We start from the raw sequence: 18,070 nt of genomic DNA on the forward strand, positions 1-18,070 counted from the left end.
TAGGGTGTTCATATTTTGTCCGTTTATCCATGCATTAAAAATATCTATAAAACATTTTTACAAGTAAGCAGTGTAAGATACTCTGGTTTGGCGTTATCAGAAGCAAGCCCATTGCCTTTATCTCATGACACTATCAGTCGATGGCTAAAAAGTAGATGTTTTCGACCTAAAGACCTATGGCGATTAGTTCAACCTTCTATAGACAAAAAAAGCCCTTGGGTACTAATTGCCGATGATACATTGATTGCCAAAACACGTAGTAGAAAAATAGAGATGGTTCATTATCAGTATTCAGGTAATGAACATGATGTTATTGCTGGCATAGGTTTAGTTAATTTACGTTGGCATAATCTAACAACTGTTGAATCAATTCTTATTGATTATCGTATTTATGATAAAGATTCTGATGGAAAAACAAAAAACACGCACTTTTCCGAAATGCTCGCTCTTGCTAAAAAAAGAGGGATCATACCAGAAGCGGTAGTGATGGATGCCTGGTATTCTAGCCTGGATAATCTGAAATCAATTCGCTCTCATGGTTGGGTCTGGGTAACCACGCGGAGGAAAAACAGGATTGTTAACCATAACAAACAACTGAACAAGTTAGACATCTCAGAAGAAGGAAATCCAATACACTTACGAGGCTACGGTTGGGTGACTGTTTTCAAATTTACAGCCAAAAACGGCCGTATTGATTACAGAGTAACAAACAAAGACAATCCCACCCGTCAATACGTCAAATCTATCATGGATGCCCGTTGGTCTGTTGAAGTTTATCATCGAGAAGTTAAACAAAATTGTGGTATTGAACGCTGTCAGGCTCGCACGAGCCGAGCGCAAAGAAATCATATTTTTCTCGCAATTTCTGCGTGGTTTGAACAACATAAACGTCGTATATCTGAAAAAATAACCCTTTATCAACAAAATTGGGATGTAATCAAAAATGCTATTACTGAGCACATCTGTGTTTTATTAGCGTACCCAAATTAGTTTTGTGCGAAACTCGTGAAGAAGTGGAAATGATTTAACGGGCGTTTATTGCGCGGAATAAATTCAGTCATTGTTACTAATAATAAATGGTGAATGTTAGTTTGTTTTTTAACTTTGAAATTATTAAATGTTTAATAATATAGAGGAATAAGAAAGGTAGTGTTAGGGATAACGAATGATAAGTATTAGTGCTTACAAATTACTACCTCGTAAATAGTAGGAAGATACATTCAGCGGGATGCTGATAATGCAGGATGCATAAATATTCTATTTAATAGCGTTACATATTATATAACCAGTCGATTTTATAGACTGGTTTTTTTATGGCTACATAGCTTTGCAAAAAATTCACGAGTTTCGCACAGGAATATAAAATTCCAGAAATGGCTTAAAAGCAATGGTTAATTTGCAAGTTACTAAAACGTATAAATTTGTTTAAATTACAATAAGTTGCTTTTAATTTATAAGATTTTGTCTATTTATATATTATGCTGAATTAAACTTAAAAATAGAGCGTTTTTTTATTGGTGCGAAACTCGTGGAAGATAAAAAAGCAGGAAAATTCTTAGTGATAGCAGGTTAAAAATGAAGCTATTTTTCTCTACTAAAATCATGAAAAAAACCAAAATTAATACTGTTTTATGTAATTATTTTAAGTTAACTATTTGAATATGTGATAAAAAATTATGATCCTTATCCCGAACTCAGGTTAAATTAACTAAACCTATGCCAGCAATAACATCATGTTCGTTACCTGAATACTGATAATGAACCATCTCTATTTTTTTACTACATGTTTTGGCAATTAGTACACAAGGGCTTTTTTTGTCTATAGATGTTTCAATTAATCTCCACAGGTTTTTAGGTCGAAAACATCTACTTTTTAGCCATCGACTAATAGTGTCATGAGATAAAGGCGACGGGCTTACTTCTGATAACGCCAAACCAGAGTATCTTACACTGCTTACTTGTAAGAATGTTTTATAGATATTTTTAATGCATGGATAACCGGACAAAATATAAACACCCTAATTTTTTCTTGTTTTTAAATTTATACTTCTTTTTTGGAGATTGCGAAACTCGTGTAAAAAATACATTTCATGGTATCGCATAACTGAATGAGCAAGACTAAAATTGAATGGTTACTAGTCAAAATATGCGTAGGATAAAAATTAGATTGTACAATAGTAAAGGTATATCGTCTGTTTTATGCGATTTAGAGCACGAATTTATTAACAACTTACATTTAAAAGCGTATACTAGATTGATAATTGCAAACAGTATAGTTGCATGTGAAATAGTTAAAGTATGTATGTTATAGTTAATATGAAAAGAAGAATCTTATTTTTAGTGCTACTGATGCCGATCGTTGTTGCGATTGCTGTGTTACTTTATACACAGAATAAGCACCTTTTGTTACAAGGGGAAGTAGATGCACCAGAAGTCATCGTTACCTCTAAAGCTAGAGGACGTGTAATTGAGCGTCATATTGAACGCGGTGACATGGTACAAAAAGGGCAATTATTGATCACCTTGGAAAGCCCTGAATTGCAAGCACAATTAGCGGCATTGAAGGCAGTACGTGATCAAGCTAAAGCGCAACTTGATTTATCTTTAAATGGTATTCGCGAAGAGACGATCCGTAATGTTCAAGCTGTATTAAAACAGGCCCAATCCCAATATACCAATGCAAATAAAGAATATATCCGACTGTATAATTTATCGGGTAAAGGCTATGTTTCGGCTAATGAGTTAGATAAAGCACGGCGGGCGAAAGATGTCGCTTTCCAACAGGTAAATAGCGCTCAGGCGCAATTAGATGAAGCCAAAAATGGTGATCGCATTGAATTGCGGAATAAATATGCCGCTGCATTACGGCAAACCGAGCAACAAATAATTGAGTTGCAGGTGCAAGTTGATGATTTACTTGTTAAAGCACCGGTTGATGGTGAAGTTGGCACCATACCGGCCGAAGTTGGCGAATTATTTAATGCCAATAGCCCACTGCTGACACTTATTCGTTTGCCGCAGGCCTACTTTATTTATAATTTACGCGAAGATATTATGGCGTACGTTCGTAAAGGCGATAAGGTATCGATACGTGTTCCTGCTTTGCAGGACAAAATTATTGTAGCGGAAATACGCTATATTGCACCAATGGGAGACTATGCAACTAAACGCGCAACACGTGAAACTGGAGACTTTGATTTAAGAACATTTGAAGTACGACTTTATCCACTAGAGCCTATTGATGGATTGCGTCCTGGGATGAGCGCACTGTGGGAGTGGGATAAGTAGATGTTTTTTATGACAATAAAAGCAATATGGGCTAACTTTAGTTTTGCTTTTAATCAAGAAATGCAGATTGCTGTACGTAGCCCGATCCTACATTGGTTAAGTTGGATATTTCCATTACTTCTATTCATGTTAGTAATAGCTAACTTTTCTAAAGAAACCTTGTTAAATCTTCCTGTTTCAGTGGTTGATCATGACCATAGCCTATTATCAAATGAGTTAATTCGTAATTTAAATGCAGCGCCACATGCTGATATTAAAGCGATTGATGGCACAATCAATACTTCGTTATTACATTTAGGCAGTGCTAAAGATTATGCTTTGCTCTACATTCCCTCTCATTTTGAAAAGGATGTTCTTACGGGTCGGCAACCGACAGTCAGAATGTATTATAATGCCTTATTTTATGCCTCTGGCAGTTATGCCATTCAAGATTTTAGCGGGGTAATCGCTCAACTGAATGCACAATTCCGTCCAATATTAGCTTCATCAATGGGGCGTAGTATACCTCCTTTAGCCAGAGTTACCCTCTCTTATGATAGCCTGTTTAACCCTAGTGGAAACTATATCTATTATCAGCAATTTGCTGTTACTATCCATATGTTACAGTTGTTTGTTATCACTTGTACTATCTATATTATGTCGCGTGGTACGGCATTATTAACCAACAAAACATTTACCAGTGCACTATTAGGCAAATTGGCGCCTTACACCCTGTTTTTTACCACATTATTATTAATTGAAATTGCTGCTCTCTCTTTTTTCTTTGACGCCAAAATTGCCGGTAACCCATTTTACCTTTTGCTGGTGGGCTTTTTTTATGTCATTGCCGCCCAAAGTGTCGGTATGTTGTTATTCGTTTTTACCAAAAGTATTTTTACTGCCTATAGTTTGATCGGAATGATGGTTAGCTTTGCATTAGCTTTTTCCGGGTTTACCATGCCAATTATGGCAATGGCTTGGCCCGCGCAGATTGTGGCAAATATTCAACCACTTACTCATGCATTAAATGTGATGTTTGATATTTTTTTGCGAGAGGTTTCTTTGCTACGCGTCATACAAGTCTGTTTAATATTGCTAATTTATCCTGCTATTTGTGCCTTTTTGATTCGTAATCGCCTGTTAACGAGGCTAAGAATGCAGGAGGCATTTTGATAAAGCTATATTTGCAGACTTTTTATCGGGTATTACTTGGCATGTTGGCAAAGCCCATGTGGTTATTGTTGTTGATTTCGTTATCAATTATGAGTCTGATTTATATTCGGCCAGTACTGTGGGATTTACCAGTAGCGATTATTAATCAAGATCATAGTTCTGCTAGCCGCTTACTTATGAACCGATTAGATACGATACCAAAAATAAAATTACACAGTTATGATGATTTGGCCAGAGCAAGGGCTGATATGCGTGAACGGAAATTGTTTGCCATTATTCTTATTCCTATCGATTTTGAAAAGGGTTTACTCAATGGTAAAAATATTACGATACCAGTTTATGGTGATGGTACTAATCGACTTGCCAACGGCCAAATACATAAAGAAATTTCCTCTGCTTATATTCAGTTGTTAAACGAATATAATACTCAACGGCTAAAAAATGCAGGGTTTACTGATCAACAGGCCAGTACATTATTAACACCCATTAAAGGAATAACAGAACCTTTATTCAATCCTGGCCCGAGTTTCGCTGCGATTGTTTTTCCAGGTTTATTGGTCATGTTATTACAACACTCACTGTTAGTCGCTTGTGTGAAAGCCTATATTGACGTTCACAAAGCGGCAAACGGCAAAATCTCTTCCGCTGTTTATCTGGGGGCATGGTCAGCGTTGCTACCCATTTGGTTATTCCTATCGGCCATCTTTTTTGCACTTTGGCCTTGGGTATTGGGTTACCGACAAGAAGCACCACTTTATCAGCTTGTGATCGTCACCTTACCATTCTTATTGGCGGTTTTAGGGTTAGGTAAGTTTGTTACCGAATTTTTACGTAGTGTCGAAATGATTTATCTAACACTGGCTTTTCTAACCACGCCGGTATTTTATATTTCAGGCACTATTTGGCCATTACAAGCAATGCCGGATTGGGTAAGAATGGTTGCTCATTCCTTACCTTCAACATGGGCAATAAAAGCGATAGCGGGTATTAACCAACTTGATTTAAGTTTATCTGACGTAGGTGTTGATATCTTGATGATGCTAATGTTAGGCACAATTTATGCGTTACTGGGCATATTGATCAATATGTTACGTAATGGTGAACTGCGCCAGTTCAGCCACCATTTGCGTTGTTTATTGAAAAGAAAAAAACGTTTTTAGTTTTCATGGTATAAGCGATAAACCGGCTGCGCGCCGCCAAAAGCCGTTACAATTTGTATCATTAAAATAGTTGCTGAATAGAGAGTTGCATTTTTTGTCACGCTATAGACAATAAAAAGAGGTTTAACTTAGAAAATAACGGTTTGAAATGATCAACAAAGAGCGGTTGTTACGAGATAATCGTTTATGTAAAGCAATCATTGGATTATCAGTCGAAGAATTGAAAAATTTAGCCGCTGAATTTTCAGCTTGTTATTTGATTTATCGGAAAAAGAATCGAAAAGATCACGAGCGGCAGATGGGTGCAGGGCAGAAAGGATTTATCCCAACCCCATTAGATAAACTGCTTTTTATTTTATTGTATTTAAAATGTTATCCGACCTATGATTTGCAAGGACTTCTTTTTGGTTTAGATAGAACACGGGTATGTCGCTGGGTAAAAATATTATTGCCGGTTTTAGAGATGACCTTGGGGCGAGAATGTGTTTTGCCCGCTCGTCAAATTCGCTCTGCTGAGGAATTTTTTCGCGCCTTTCCTGGAGTTAAAGACGTCTTTATTGATGGGACAGAGCGACCTGTCCAAAAGCCTAAGAATCTGCGTCGGCGAAAAAAATGTATTCGGGAAAGAAAAGACAGACCACTCGAAAAGGGCTTATTATGACTGACGAAACGAGGAAAATTGGATTTATCCCCATGATCAAAAATGGGCGCCGTCACGATAAACGCTTACTCGATAAAGTCGATATAATTCGCCATATTCCCCCTGAGGTAACCATCTGGGCCGATACCGGTTTTCAAGGTATAGATAAACAGCATCCTAATACACAAATCCCAAAAAAAGGAACTCGAAAAAGACCTTTATCGCCTGAACAAAAACAAGAAAATAAAATAATCTCGGGCATCCGTATTACGGTTGAACACGCCATCGCGGGTATCAAGCGCCTCGGTTGTGTGACCCAAATTTTACGGAATCGTAGACCCTTTATTGATGATACCTTTTTACTCCTTAGTGCCGGTCTTTGGAATTTCCATCTCAGAACAGCCTAAAATTTACTTCAATCACCGAAATACCCTTATTTCACTATTAAGCAACACGCTTATTAGTTAACCTGAGTTCGGGATAAGAAATAAACACGAGTTTCGCACCAATAAAAAAACGCTCTATTTTTAAGTTTAATTCAGCATAATATATAAATAGACAAAATCTTATAAATTAAAAGCAACTTATTGTAATTTAAACAAATTTATACGTTTTAGTAACTTGCAAATTAACCATTGCTTTTAAGCCATTTCTGGAATTTTATATGCCTGTGCGAAACTCGTGATAAAGTGAAAGTCTTGCTATTCAAATGAGGGTGTTCATAATTCTGTGTCAGGGGATTTTATATTTTGATTATACCATCTAGGCGCCCTTTAAAATAGATGGACAATTGAGCAATGGTTAACGCCCAGTTACTAATCGGCATAGTCCATTTGTTGGATACCTGATTGATGCCAATATAGAGTAATTTTAATAAGCTGTTTTCATTAGGAAAAGCCCCTTTGGTTTTAGTTAATGTCCTAAACTGCCGATGAACCGCCTCTACTGCATTGGTCGTATAAATGGGTTTTCTAATGGCTTTAGGGTATCGAAAATAAGCACTGAGCAACTCCCATTTACTTCGCCAGGATTCTAGCACTATCGGGTATTTTTCACCCCATTTCGATTCCAGTTCATCAAGGCTCAGCAGCCGCTTTAGTATCTGCACGATAAACCGGCTTAGCCATAAAGGCTTTTTGGTCTTTACTGGCAATATAACGTAAGCTATTGCGAATTTGATGAACTACGCATAGCTGAACTTCTGTCTGCGGGAAAATACTGGCTATCGCTTCTGGAAACCCTTTTAATCCGTCAACACAAGCGATTAAAATATCTTGTATACCACGGTTATGTAAGTCAGTCAGAACGCTCAGCCAATGATGTGCTCCTTCTGTTTCAGACATATAGAGTCCTAACAATTCCTTATGCCCATCGGTGGTTAGTCCAAGTACTGTGTAGATTGCCTTATTGATATAGTGACCATCATGTTTTATCTTGTAATGAATGGCATCGAGCCAGACAAAAGGATAGAGCGCCTCCAGAGGGCGTTGTTGCCAAGGCAATTTGTCAGTAATATGCGTAATAGCTCCATCTGATATTTCCAGTCCATATAGCTAGGCGACTTAATTTTGATTACAGCATATGTATTAAAAACAGGTCATCGATAGTGCATCCTGTTTCCATCTTTTTACGTTTAGCTTGAGACCATTTATGTTCTATAGGATTTAAATCTGGTGAATACACAGGCAAATATTCTATCTGGTGTCCTGCGTTTATAATTGCCTGTTCAATATTCTTACCTTTGTGAAAGCTAGCGTTGTCCATAAAAATAACAGAATTTTCAGGAAGTTCTGGGAGCAATATTTTTGTGATCCAAACATAAAAAACATCACGGTTAATATTGCAATCAAATAATCCGATAGCAAAAAGGGTTGTTCCCAATAAAGCGCCAATAACATTTGTTCTTCCCTTAGCACCCCAGTTTTTCAGGCCAAAACAACGGTGACCTTTTGGGGAATAGCCGTGAGTTCGTGGAGTGTCATGTGAAAAACCACTTTCATCAATAAAAACAACAGATTTATCTTTTTTTTCATACTGTTGTCTTTTTTGCTGATGTGCCAGCCTGTCGCTTTCGTTGGTTTTTGGATGGAATAGAGTTTTTTTTATAGGTTAATCCCAGCTTTTTAAGGGATTGCCAAATAGTCTTTTTACAAACACCGAATCGCTCTGCCCGTTCCTTTTGGTAAGCATCTGGATACTGTTCCACATCTTTTGCTAAAGCATTTTTATCGAGCTTCCTCTTACGTGGCGTTGAATTTTTTGGCTCTGGTCGTTTAAGCCAACGTACTAAAGACGCTTTTCCAATACGGAATTGTTTCGCAGTTTCTCGAATTGTTAAACCTTCGGCTTTCCTTACAGATATTACTTTACGTCGAAAATCAATTGTATAACTCATAACACACCTTGTAATCAAAATTAAGTCGCCTAGCTATATAATTCTGCAACATGTTTTTGAATATCACGATAACTCATGCCTAATGCAAATAACGATAGGATTTTGTTATCAATATCCTCTGATAATTTTGTCTGATTTTTCTTAATGAGCTGAGGCTCAAAAGCACCTGACCGGTCTCTGGGCGTTTTCAGTTCAAATTGACCTGATGTCGATTTAACCGTTTTTCGAGTATAGCCATTTTTACGCGTATCGATTGACGTTGTCGATAGGGAGTGTTCTATTTCTGCCTGCAGGGCAGCTTCGGTCAGCTGTTTTATGAGTGGTGTGAGTATTCCATCCGTACCGAGTAAATTTTTACCTGATTGTAATTGCTTCAACGCTTCATCAAAATTAAATGATTGATTTCTCATATTGTCATACCTCTTTTTTTTGAGTTTAAAATATGACACAGATTTTTGAACACTACTGTAATAGCTAAAAATTACTATATTATTTGGTAATATTTAGATTTCATTTTGCTCATTAAGTCGATAATATGTTGACAGTAAAAATTAACCGGTTCTGTTGTAGTCGGTTAATTTTTTAAAAAAATATCCTTGTTTTTTAGTTTAACAAATATATTAATCTTTTTTATCTATTTTTAAATACCAATTTATTTCTTGTCATCTAACGATAAATCTAATTAGTTATATCGAATTTAACTATTACACGAGTTTCGCACCAATAAAAAAACGCTCTATTTTTAAGTTTAATTCAGCATAATATATAAATAGAGAAAATCTTATAAATTAAAAGCAACTTATTGTAATTTAAACAAATTTATACGTTTTAGTAACTTGCAAATTAACCATTGATTTTAAGCTATTTCTGGAATTTTATATGCCTGTGCGAAACTCGTGTATTTATTCTATTTGGTTATATTTATTTATTGGTATTTATCCTAATTAAATTTAATGCTAATCATAACTTGTTTATTTTTTATTGATATTTCAGGTGAATACCGGATATAGAAATTGAATATTAACCACCAAACTACGTTATATGCAGTAAAGCAATAATATAGAAATAAGTCATTAAATAACAATAAAACACTAACAGAAATATTAATAATGGATAGAGTTGCATAGGTTTTTTAGTTTTAAAAAAGATTTGAATACTGATGCATCGTTAAGTGTTTTGATTCAAATGAAATAGCATTATTTATCTCGTTTGGTAATAACTATTTACATCCATTTTTATTGATAGTTGAAAAATAAGATAGAATAAGGTCTGGCAAACAATGCTTAATTTGACGTTAGGGTAAAATTATGGATTTCAATGCTATCATCAACCAATTATCGCAACTATCTGCTAATGCTGCTGGTGATATTAAAAGTAAAATCGCCAACGCTGATCCTAGCAATCCGGATCAGATGATACAGATGCAGTTTGCGGTACAGCAATATTCCAATTTTATCGGTTACGAAAGCGCTTTGATCAAAGTGGTTAAAGACATGATACAAGGGATTATTGCCAAAATATGAAAAAAGAAGATAAACAATTATTGGTAGAAATTGCGCTTGCTGCTGCCAATCATGGATTAATAAAACAGGCTTATGCCATTTTAGCTGTGTTTCCAGAATTGATTGCTGACGAAGAGGCGCGTGCGCTATGTAGCGGTTTAGTCTACTTTGCGTTAGGTGAAAATAGTGCCGCGCTGCGTTCATTAATAGGCATGAAGAGTAATCAAGCTGAAGGATTACGATGTTTATTTTCCTTGCCTGCTGACATGGTCGATCATGCGCAAATTTATGCTTTATTAGCAGGAGATGAAAATGGACATTAAAGCGGTAGCCCCCATCAATATGATGAAGACCCAGGCGGCAGAAGCAGTTAATCCTGATAGCCAATTAGTTGAAAAATTCAATCAATTAATGCAACACGGTCAAGGACAAACGGCTGCATTAGGGTCAGTTCTTCCATCAACTGTCGAGCCGATGGCTCAGGCACTGTCACCTACCCAAGCCGTGCAAGGACAAGCAATGATAGTAAAAGCCGTTCTTGAAGTGGATATGGCAGCTAAAACGGCAGGAAGTCTTGCTCAATCGATCAATAAATTAGTGGCCATGCAATGAAATACTTAAAGTATTTATGTTTATTATTGGTGTTATTCCTGACCGGCTGTAAGGTCGAGTTATACCGCAATTTGCCGCAAGATGAAGCTAATCAGATGGTGGCATTATTGATGTTAAATCACATTGATGTTAATTCTGAAATCGATAGCAAAACTGGCAAAGTGACATTGCAAATCGAAAAAGATAAGTTCATCGATGCGGTGGAAATACTTAGGCAAAATGGTTACCCCAAAACACAATATCTTGGTATTGAGGATCTTTTTCCTGCAGGTCAATTAGTTTCTTCTCCTGCTCAAGAAGAAGCAAAAATGCGTTATCTTAAAGAACAACAATTAGAGCGTACGCTATCAAACATGGACGGTGTTATTAGTGCACGCGTGTCTATTGCTCAGGCGAACAATAGTGAGGGTAATATTGATAATAGCACGCCAGAAAAGTCGGTAGCGGTTTACATTAAATATTCGCCAGAAGTCAATATGAGTGGTGTTGAAGCGCAAATTCGCAATTTAATTAAGAATGCGATATCAGGTTTGCAATCCGACAAAATTAGTTTGTTTTTGCAACCAGCTGAATTCCGTTATCAACCACAGAAAATTCAAACTGATCAGCAATGGCAATATTTACAGAATTATATTGTCACTAATAAAACGTTAATCTTATTGACTATTACAGGGATATTTATTGTCGTATTTGCAGTATTAATATTTGGACGCCGTAAGGATAAATCTTAATGACTGAATTGGCAGTGAGATTTAATTATTTATTATTCCATCCAGGCGAGATCATGCACGCTAAATGGTGGCAATCGCTTGGACTTAATGAATGGCAGTCTCGCTACCCAATTAGTAATGAGTTAAAACGACGCTTAGATAAATTGATACTTAATCGATTAGGATTTCAACCTGCTTTATATCGTCAAGTACCGGAAAATATGCAGACTTGGTTTTTGTTATTAACGAAAAAGCCATTTTTATTCACCGTCGTTGGATTAGTTTGTAATCCCTACCCTGACTATTTGTGGGATAGTGCTTATAGATCACGTTTGGCGACCTTATTAAGCCAGGAACAAATTAAGCAATTAATCGCTTTATGGCCGCCAGAGCGCCACACTGTTGCGGTGCCTTGGCTAGTTGAGGAATTTCTTGAGCAGGCACATCTTTACGCCTTAAATGTTTTCTCACATTATTGGCAGGGACAAGATTTTGCGCGGCTTTTGGCCTGGTATTTTGCACCATTAGAGCAGCAAATGGTCTGTTCACAGCAACAAATTGAACAGGCTGTTCGCTGGTTATTTCGTTTGGAGCGTTTTTTATGAATGGATTTTTAGTGTTAGTTAAAGAGTTTGAGCTCTTAAAGCAAACATTGGAAATCACACCTGATGAAATTCAGCAAGGTTTAGCTGAATGTAGACGGGAACAGAAAGCCAAGCAACGTATTAAGCAATATGTAGATAAAGTGCGGCATGAGTGTGACGCGCTTCTGCAGGAAGCACAACAGATTGTTGCTAAAGCAGAGATGAGCGCTAAGGAGCAGGAAAAAGCGTGGCGAGAACAATTGCGGCAAGAAATAGTTGCAGAAAGTCTAAATTGGCTGGTTGAACAGGCGGAGTTGGAAAAACAATTAGTTGTCGTTTTACAGGAACGGATCTGCCAACAAGTAAAATTAGTCATCAAAGCCTGGAGTAAAAAACAAAATATTAGTGAAAATCTGATTAGCCAGATTACTGAGCAGATTGGTGAAGCAACCACTAAACAAAGTTTGGTATTGAGTGTTTCACCGGAACAGGCAGATAGGTTGGGTAAAATATTTGCAGAACAGATGCAAATTAGGCTCCGTTCTGATTTTGCACCATGGCAAGCAGAACTTAGTTCAAGTTGTATGACATTACGCTTTGATTTATATGAACACCTTGAAAGGCTACTAGAAACTTGTGTTCCTACAATGGAAAAAACGCACTTGAGAGGAACTTGTGATGCGAATTGATCAATCTGATTATCTCGATTTTCAATCTCTACAAGATAGCAAGCAGTCAGCCAGTTTTTTACCAGCAGAGAGTACCGCAATGCAAGCCAGTATTGCATTAGCGGAAGTACGTGCTGAGGCGCTGGAAGAGACGTTAGAGGGCTTAAGCTTAGGGCTAAACCAGGTAATGAAAAAAATTGCCGATTCAAATAAAAAGCAAAGTGCGTTATTTCATGCTGTAGAAAAACTTTTACAGCAATTAGATGAAAAGCAACGAGGTTTTATAGAGCAGATTGCTAAACAACTGCTCTCCTTTAAAGATGTCGAAAAAATTTTACAGCAAATTCCTCAGCTTGGTTTAGATAAGGGACAGCTTATTTTTTTGTTAGCGACATTACAGGGTATGACAAGTTTAGCCTTATCTGAACGTTCGAAAATCAAAAAGTTTTTAATGTCATTGTTAGCCGAAGAAGATATTGAGTTAGCGTTAATTGCCGCTAGCCAAGGTATGACTATAGATACTTCACGTTTGCAAGCTTATCGTCAACTCTATCAACATGCTACGCGTGGAGAAAAAGGGCTAAGTCATTGGTTTAAATTATTACAAGAACATAAAGATCGACGGCGGACTATTCAATTATTAATACGTGCATTATCAGAGCCCCTGGTAAGTCATGAACAGTTAGATATGACTAAATTGGTAACCACGATTGACGATTTACGTCGCTTATGGCTGTTCTTAGCTTTTACTGAGCATTGTGCTTATTTATCGCGCGGACTCAATTTAGCAAACGATACCGTTGCAGAAATCAGTATTGAATTATTGGAGCAGGGTTGGATCTATCCTGAAGCATTAGCGCAGTTGATAATAAAATTGCCATTAACAACGTTGCAACGTTTAATTTTTTTACGTAAATGGCGCGAAATTATGGTGATCATGAATGAAGCTTGTTATCGCGATCCAGAGCAAAAAGAGCATATCCTGGAAGTCATGTTACAACTGCTTGAACAGTGGAATGATGAGTATGCTGTTTAAAGGGGAGAGGGAGAAATGCGTAAAGAAGATAGTGTACTTGCCCGTTTTGGTCAACTATTAGGCCTACCCTTGGTATGGGATGGGAGTGATCAGTGCACTTTATTACTTGATAATCAATTGATGATATCCATCTATGCCAAAGTAACTTATTGGCAGTTGTATGGTTTTTTGGGACAGATTGATGTGCAAAAAGCACATTTACTATTCATTAATTGTATGCACCACAATATGCAACTGGTTGAAAATAATGATGGTGCAGTGGGCTATGATTCAGTGCAGCAAACTTTATTATATGCAGTGAATTGGCCGGTTCCCGCGAGTGGTGAAGAGCTATTAGTCTGGTTTGAACGTGCGACAATTTGCTATGAAGCGCTTTACCGTGAGTTTAGTCAATGCCCGGAGCTAACAATATAGGTTGTTATATGACGATTGAATTGGATAAATTTTCAAAAAAATTCGTGGACAGGCCCTTGCTTCATATCGGGTCAACAAGATCAAGGTTGTTCAAGTTTGGTGCATTCTCAAATGAGTTTTAATGACCATGTGTATAAGTACATTAGCTAAACTACCTTTTTTGAAAAATGAAAATGCGATTCGGACCTGTGTTGCACGCCTTAATATAACAGCTCAACAGAAATTAACCGTGTTCTTACGCTCGTTAGCGGAAAGGTATGGTTTGGCTACCGGTGAACAAACATTACCTAGACTCGATTTATCACCAAAGACACCACTGACTGCTCATAAAATAGAATTTATTCCCCAATCTATATTGTTAGCGATGAGCCAACCGCATCCAATGTCTGATAGTCAAGCTGAAGGTATAAATAATAAAGTCTTTTTACTGAACCAGTGTAGCAATGCGATAAAACGACTAGTCAATCAAGGTGGACCAGGTCATTTACCTATTCCTACTGCAATACCTAGATTTGGTAATTGGTTTTATTTGGAAGATAAAAATATTCAAAAAGTGCAGCAAGCTATTGCTGGCTATCATAAGCTAGTTGAAAAAAATGAATATCAAAGTACCTCTTCACGTTTGTTAGCTTTAACTGATCTATGTCACCAGGCTGATGAATTTTCTGATCTTTATAGCGAATTAAAAAGTTATCTTGATTCTTATCGGCAAGCGCTAGATGACATTGAACAATGTTGTCTGACGGTTCCTTCTTCTCAACAAGCTCATTTGACCTCATTATTGCAGCAGGTTTTAGCGCAGAAAAAGCACATTGCCACAGTTGCTGTACAGTTGGCAAAGTTACCTGAATTTTGGCAGCAGACGGTCATAGAGCGGCAGATCATTAATACCCGCTTTGAGAATTTGCCTGAGGAACTTAGGAATTTAGCCTCAGAATCGGTATTATTACTCAGTCATCAGTTAATTGAAATGTTTGATCAGGCGCCTTCAATAGACAAATGGCAAGAACAATTAACTGAATTTTGGGCGAAGGCCGAATTACCATTACCTTCATCATCTGAACTAACAACGTTAGTGGCCATTTTGGCGATTGAACGGCCTCAATTAGCGGGTCAAATTGCTATCCCTTTTAAACAAGAACAGGATAAAATTCAGTTTGGTGTTTATCAACATTTAATTCAGGTGCTAAAACTAAGTCAGGATCATGTAAAAAATAGCAAAATGGATCTTGAGCAACGCCTGGGAATTGATGACAAACAGAAAAATGTTCGTAGCCAAGTAGCGCTTTTGACCAACTGGTTAAATAGAGCCGGAGAAGAGATTTATTTACATGAACAGTATCTGGTAGCGATGTTGATTGGCATTAGTGGTGAGCGTTGGATCCTACAAGATAAAACACTTATTGCTGATGGAGCGGTGGATCTCGATGATTTAGAGATAGAGCAGGGATGTGAAACTGATATTCAGCAACTAGCAAATGAAGAAAAATGGGTTGCTTTGGCCAGAAAAGCGCTCATTGCACAAGATAAAGTCTATAGATTTGAAGAATTGTATGATAGCGAAAGTGGCCAACCTGCCATAAATTTCCATTGTGATGTAAAACAACGTGTGTTGCCATCTAGATTAATGGCATCGCCTGAGCGATATTTGCCTTTTTTAACTGAAAAAATGGCGACATTAACCGATTATCACGCTGCATTACAATCTTTGACTGAAAGATTAAATGTATACAAAGTACGCAGCCGTTTTGAAGAAGAATTAAAACAAATTAGCGAGCAGATGCAGCATTTACGTTTATTACAGGAAGCGGCAATGGTTTGGCAAAGTGTTAAACAGCAATATCAGCAACAAGACCAATATGTTGCTCAGTTGCAAAAATTGCAAGATATAACCATTCAGCAAGTAAGGGAGCTTAATAAACAAGGTTATCTGGCTTTTTTACCTCAGTTACGGCAACTTGATTTAGCTATCTATGATCTTAGTCTACAAGAACAAAGGCTGACAGAAGAACTGTCGATGCGGGCATCATATTTAGACGATCGCTTTGGCGATAAGAGCTGGCAGGAGAATAAGGAATTACAAGCTGACTCGGAGGTTAAAGAGTATCTATCGAAGGCGAGTGAATTACAAGAAATTGAACAAGGAATTGTCGTGCTAGATGAAGAGTATCAGGCTGCTTTGCTATTTCTGGTTCGTTTTGATAGACAGGCAAATAAAATGGGCGGATATCCAGAGCAGGGTGATTACTATAATGTTCAAGCATGGCAGCATTGGGTGGTGCAAAATATTACCGGAGATTGGGGAGGATGGTTAGGCGAATTTAGACCTGATTTGCGAACCTTAATTTTACAGCACCAACTAGCAAAAAATGGCATGCATACATTGACAGAGGCTTATCAAGCGCTATTGCAAGTACTTAATCCCTCTCGACTTGCCGACGCACTAGATACAGATAAGTATCAGGGAGTTTCAGCGGCATTTAGTGGTTTTCATCGTTGGGTAATAGCACATCCGATGGAATCACAAACACTAGCCAAGGATATTACCCATGCTTATCAAATTATTAGCGCTAATAGTGGTTGGTTCGGTGCCGAACTAGCGGCTGCTGTTAGTTCTGTTTGGCAAAGTGCGACGGTAGAAAATCAAGTTAAAGATATTCTTCTGGGTACCCGAGAGCTACTCCCCTTACAGCCATCATATTCAATGACGCCTGAAGTGATTGCGCTATTACATTTTACCCATTTATTACCTTATCTTGCCGGTAGTCTCAAAGGTGGTGTCCAAAGTGGTTTAGTCAGTTCACTGGCACCGTTTTTTGCTACCGGTTGGATAACCAGTATGATAGGCGGCTTTGTTCAAACTTGGGCGGAACAGAAAATAATAGCCTCAACAATATCAGCGCATTGTAATACTGAAGTGATGGTTAACGCATTGATGCTCGGCATTCGTGAACAGGGTAGTTTTCAAGATCGAGCTACTTCGGCAGTCAGTTATATGATGAAACGCCAGTTACTGCAAGATATTGGTAACTTGGCTCGTGATTGTTTTGAAACTAATAAAATCGGAACTTTTCGTCGTTGGTGGCAGGATACCACTAATTTTTGGCGGCAAATGAATGTTAAAGCAAAATTATTTAGTATCGCGGCAATTGCCGGTACAGCAGCTATTTCTGCTACCGTTGCAGCTGCTATGGTGTTATTCACACTAGGAACAGGCGGAGTAGGGTTAGTGGTTTTAGGCTTAGGTGCATTGTTAGCCGCTACAGTAGGTGGTTACTTTGGCTATAGTGGGTTAAGTTTACTAAAAAATAGCAACTTCCTAGGTTTTCGTCAGGCATATGAATTTGCGCAAGATAACATGACCGAACAGCGTATCCAAGAAGCGTTACAGCGATTTGTCGACAAGCAATATCAGGGTAAAACTGTTGCTAAACATTTAGATATTCAGTTAGTCGATATTGAAAAATATATTTCACTTAAGCAGGTAGCAGAGCAGGATCAGGCGCAATTTTTTGTGCGCCAACTGGAAAACTGGGGGAATGAAACACAGCAGCAATTAGCCCGCAATCAGCAAAAAGCGCGAGCTGAATTACTGGCTACGGTTGCACAACAATTAGACGGTTGGCAAGAGCTAGATGGTCAGGAATTGACAAAGTGTTTAGATGAAATTGATGAGGCACTTGTCCAATCTAAACTTGTTGTCGACTGATTTTATCAGCCGAATATAAAGGTCATTTAACTGCCTGAAGTCATTATAGATTAAGGTAATTTAGAATAACTTATTGATTTAATTAAACCAATTGCGCTGTATTGATCATTGTATTGTGGCTGTAAATATTTTTTTGTTAATTTTAACCTTGTTGGCGAAAAATTCATTTTACTTGCCGTGAGGTTATTTCAGGTATTTAC

The 18,070-nt window shown here is 37.5% G+C and carries 17 protein-coding genes and 3 pseudogenes; 15 read left to right on the top strand and 5 right to left on the bottom strand.

Going from position 1 to position 18,070, the window contains the following annotated elements:
- Positions 1–15: 15 nt before the first annotated feature.
- The gene (locus AYJ55_RS04705) at positions 16–990 is read left to right on the top strand and encodes an IS701 family transposase (protein ID WP_063654559.1); all 975 of its coding nucleotides are present in this window, start codon (positions 16–18) and stop codon (positions 988–990) included.
- A gap of 710 nt (positions 991–1,700) precedes the next feature.
- Here AYJ55_RS04705 and AYJ55_RS04710 read toward each other — a convergent pair.
- Positions 1,701–2,006, bottom strand: a pseudogene (locus AYJ55_RS04710) (IS701 family transposase); the annotation flags it as partial.
- A gap of 310 nt (positions 2,007–2,316) precedes the next feature.
- Here AYJ55_RS04710 and AYJ55_RS04715 point away from each other — a divergent pair.
- From AYJ55_RS04715 to AYJ55_RS28125, 5 genes are all read left to right on the top strand, one after another.
- The gene (locus AYJ55_RS04715; RefSeq protein WP_063654563.1) at positions 2,317–3,288 is read left to right on the top strand and encodes an HlyD family secretion protein; all 972 of its coding nucleotides are present in this window, start codon (positions 2,317–2,319) and stop codon (positions 3,286–3,288) included.
- Between the two features lie 9 nt (positions 3,289–3,297).
- The gene (locus tag AYJ55_RS04720; RefSeq protein ID WP_063654660.1) at positions 3,298–4,440 is read left to right on the top strand and encodes an ABC transporter permease; all 1,143 of its coding nucleotides are present in this window, start codon (positions 3,298–3,300) and stop codon (positions 4,438–4,440) included.
- Complete coding sequence (locus AYJ55_RS04725) at positions 4,440–5,600, top strand: ABC transporter permease (RefSeq protein WP_063654662.1); 1,161 nt, start codon at positions 4,440–4,442, stop codon at positions 5,598–5,600. The genes AYJ55_RS04720 and AYJ55_RS04725 overlap by 1 nt, the downstream gene beginning before the upstream one ends.
- Before the next feature lie 148 nt (positions 5,601–5,748).
- Positions 5,749–6,261 (top strand): helix-turn-helix domain-containing protein, encoded by a 513-nt coding sequence (locus AYJ55_RS28120; RefSeq protein WP_063653633.1) that lies wholly within the window; start codon positions 5,749–5,751, stop codon positions 6,259–6,261.
- Complete coding sequence (locus AYJ55_RS28125) at positions 6,213–6,647, top strand: transposase family protein (protein ID WP_162505317.1); 435 nt, start codon at positions 6,213–6,215, stop codon at positions 6,645–6,647. The genes AYJ55_RS28120 and AYJ55_RS28125 overlap by 49 nt, the downstream gene beginning before the upstream one ends.
- A gap of 335 nt (positions 6,648–6,982) precedes the next feature.
- On the opposite strand, the pseudogene AYJ55_RS25000 reads toward AYJ55_RS28125, so the two are convergent.
- The 4 genes and pseudogenes from AYJ55_RS25000 to AYJ55_RS04760 all read right to left on the bottom strand — a co-directional run.
- Positions 6,983–7,793 (bottom strand): annotated as a pseudogene (locus tag AYJ55_RS25000) (IS256 family transposase); the annotation flags it as partial.
- A 19-nt stretch (positions 7,794–7,812) separates the two neighbouring features.
- The gene (locus AYJ55_RS04750) at positions 7,813–8,346 is read right to left on the bottom strand and encodes an IS630 family transposase (protein WP_162505291.1); all 534 of its coding nucleotides are present in this window, start codon (positions 8,344–8,346) and stop codon (positions 7,813–7,815) included.
- Positions 8,270–8,635 (bottom strand): IS630 transposase-related protein, encoded by a 366-nt coding sequence (locus AYJ55_RS04755; protein ID WP_063653415.1) that lies wholly within the window; start codon positions 8,633–8,635, stop codon positions 8,270–8,272. Before AYJ55_RS04755 ends, AYJ55_RS04750 begins: the two co-directional genes overlap by 77 nt.
- 35 nt (positions 8,636–8,670) lie before the next feature.
- A pseudogene (locus AYJ55_RS04760) lies at positions 8,671–9,045 on the bottom strand (transposase); the annotation flags it as partial.
- A gap of 897 nt (positions 9,046–9,942) precedes the next feature.
- Between AYJ55_RS04760 and sctF the strand changes: the two are divergent.
- From sctF to AYJ55_RS04805, 9 genes are all read left to right on the top strand, one after another.
- Complete coding sequence (sctF, locus tag AYJ55_RS04765) at positions 9,943–10,158, top strand: type III secretion system needle filament subunit SctF (RefSeq protein WP_063654573.1); 216 nt, start codon at positions 9,943–9,945, stop codon at positions 10,156–10,158.
- Positions 10,155–10,460 carry an EscG/YscG/SsaH family type III secretion system needle protein co-chaperone gene (locus AYJ55_RS04770; protein ID WP_063654575.1) on the top strand — a complete coding sequence of 102 codons (306 nt, stop codon included), beginning with the start codon at positions 10,155–10,157 and terminating at the stop codon, positions 10,458–10,460. The genes sctF and AYJ55_RS04770 overlap by 4 nt, the downstream gene beginning before the upstream one ends.
- Positions 10,444–10,749: a type III secretion system inner rod subunit SctI gene (gene sctI / locus AYJ55_RS04775; RefSeq protein WP_222703419.1), complete on the top strand. Its 306-nt coding sequence runs from the start codon at positions 10,444–10,446 to the stop codon at positions 10,747–10,749. Before AYJ55_RS04770 ends, sctI begins: the two co-directional genes overlap by 17 nt.
- Positions 10,746–11,480: a type III secretion system inner membrane ring lipoprotein SctJ gene (gene sctJ, locus AYJ55_RS04780; RefSeq protein ID WP_063654579.1), complete on the top strand. Its 735-nt coding sequence runs from the start codon at positions 10,746–10,748 to the stop codon at positions 11,478–11,480. The genes sctI and sctJ overlap by 4 nt, the downstream gene beginning before the upstream one ends.
- On the top strand, positions 11,480–12,064 hold the full coding sequence (locus AYJ55_RS04785; protein ID WP_063654581.1) for a type III secretion system domain-containing protein: 585 nt from the start codon (positions 11,480–11,482) through the stop codon (positions 12,062–12,064). The genes sctJ and AYJ55_RS04785 overlap by 1 nt, the downstream gene beginning before the upstream one ends.
- Positions 12,065–12,075: 11 nt before the next feature.
- Positions 12,076–12,732, top strand: a complete 657-nt coding sequence (locus tag AYJ55_RS04790; RefSeq protein ID WP_162505318.1) for a hypothetical protein — start codon at positions 12,076–12,078, stop codon at positions 12,730–12,732.
- On the top strand, positions 12,722–13,747 hold the full coding sequence (locus tag AYJ55_RS04795) for an HrpJ domain-containing protein (RefSeq protein WP_162505319.1): 1,026 nt from the start codon (positions 12,722–12,724) through the stop codon (positions 13,745–13,747). The genes AYJ55_RS04790 and AYJ55_RS04795 overlap by 11 nt, the downstream gene beginning before the upstream one ends.
- Positions 13,748–13,762: 15 nt before the next feature.
- Positions 13,763–14,161, top strand: coding sequence for a CesT family type III secretion system chaperone (locus AYJ55_RS04800; protein ID WP_063654587.1), 399 nt, complete (start codon positions 13,763–13,765; stop codon positions 14,159–14,161).
- A gap of 262 nt (positions 14,162–14,423) precedes the next feature.
- The gene (locus AYJ55_RS04805; protein ID WP_162505320.1) at positions 14,424–17,870 is read left to right on the top strand and encodes a hypothetical protein; all 3,447 of its coding nucleotides are present in this window, start codon (positions 14,424–14,426) and stop codon (positions 17,868–17,870) included.
- Positions 17,871–18,070: the final 200 nt, after the last annotated feature.

Origin of the sequence: Candidatus Arsenophonus triatominarum, assembly GCF_001640365.1 — a bacterium.
In the GTDB taxonomy this organism is placed as follows: domain Bacteria; phylum Pseudomonadota; class Gammaproteobacteria; order Enterobacterales; family Enterobacteriaceae; genus Arsenophonus; species Arsenophonus triatominarum.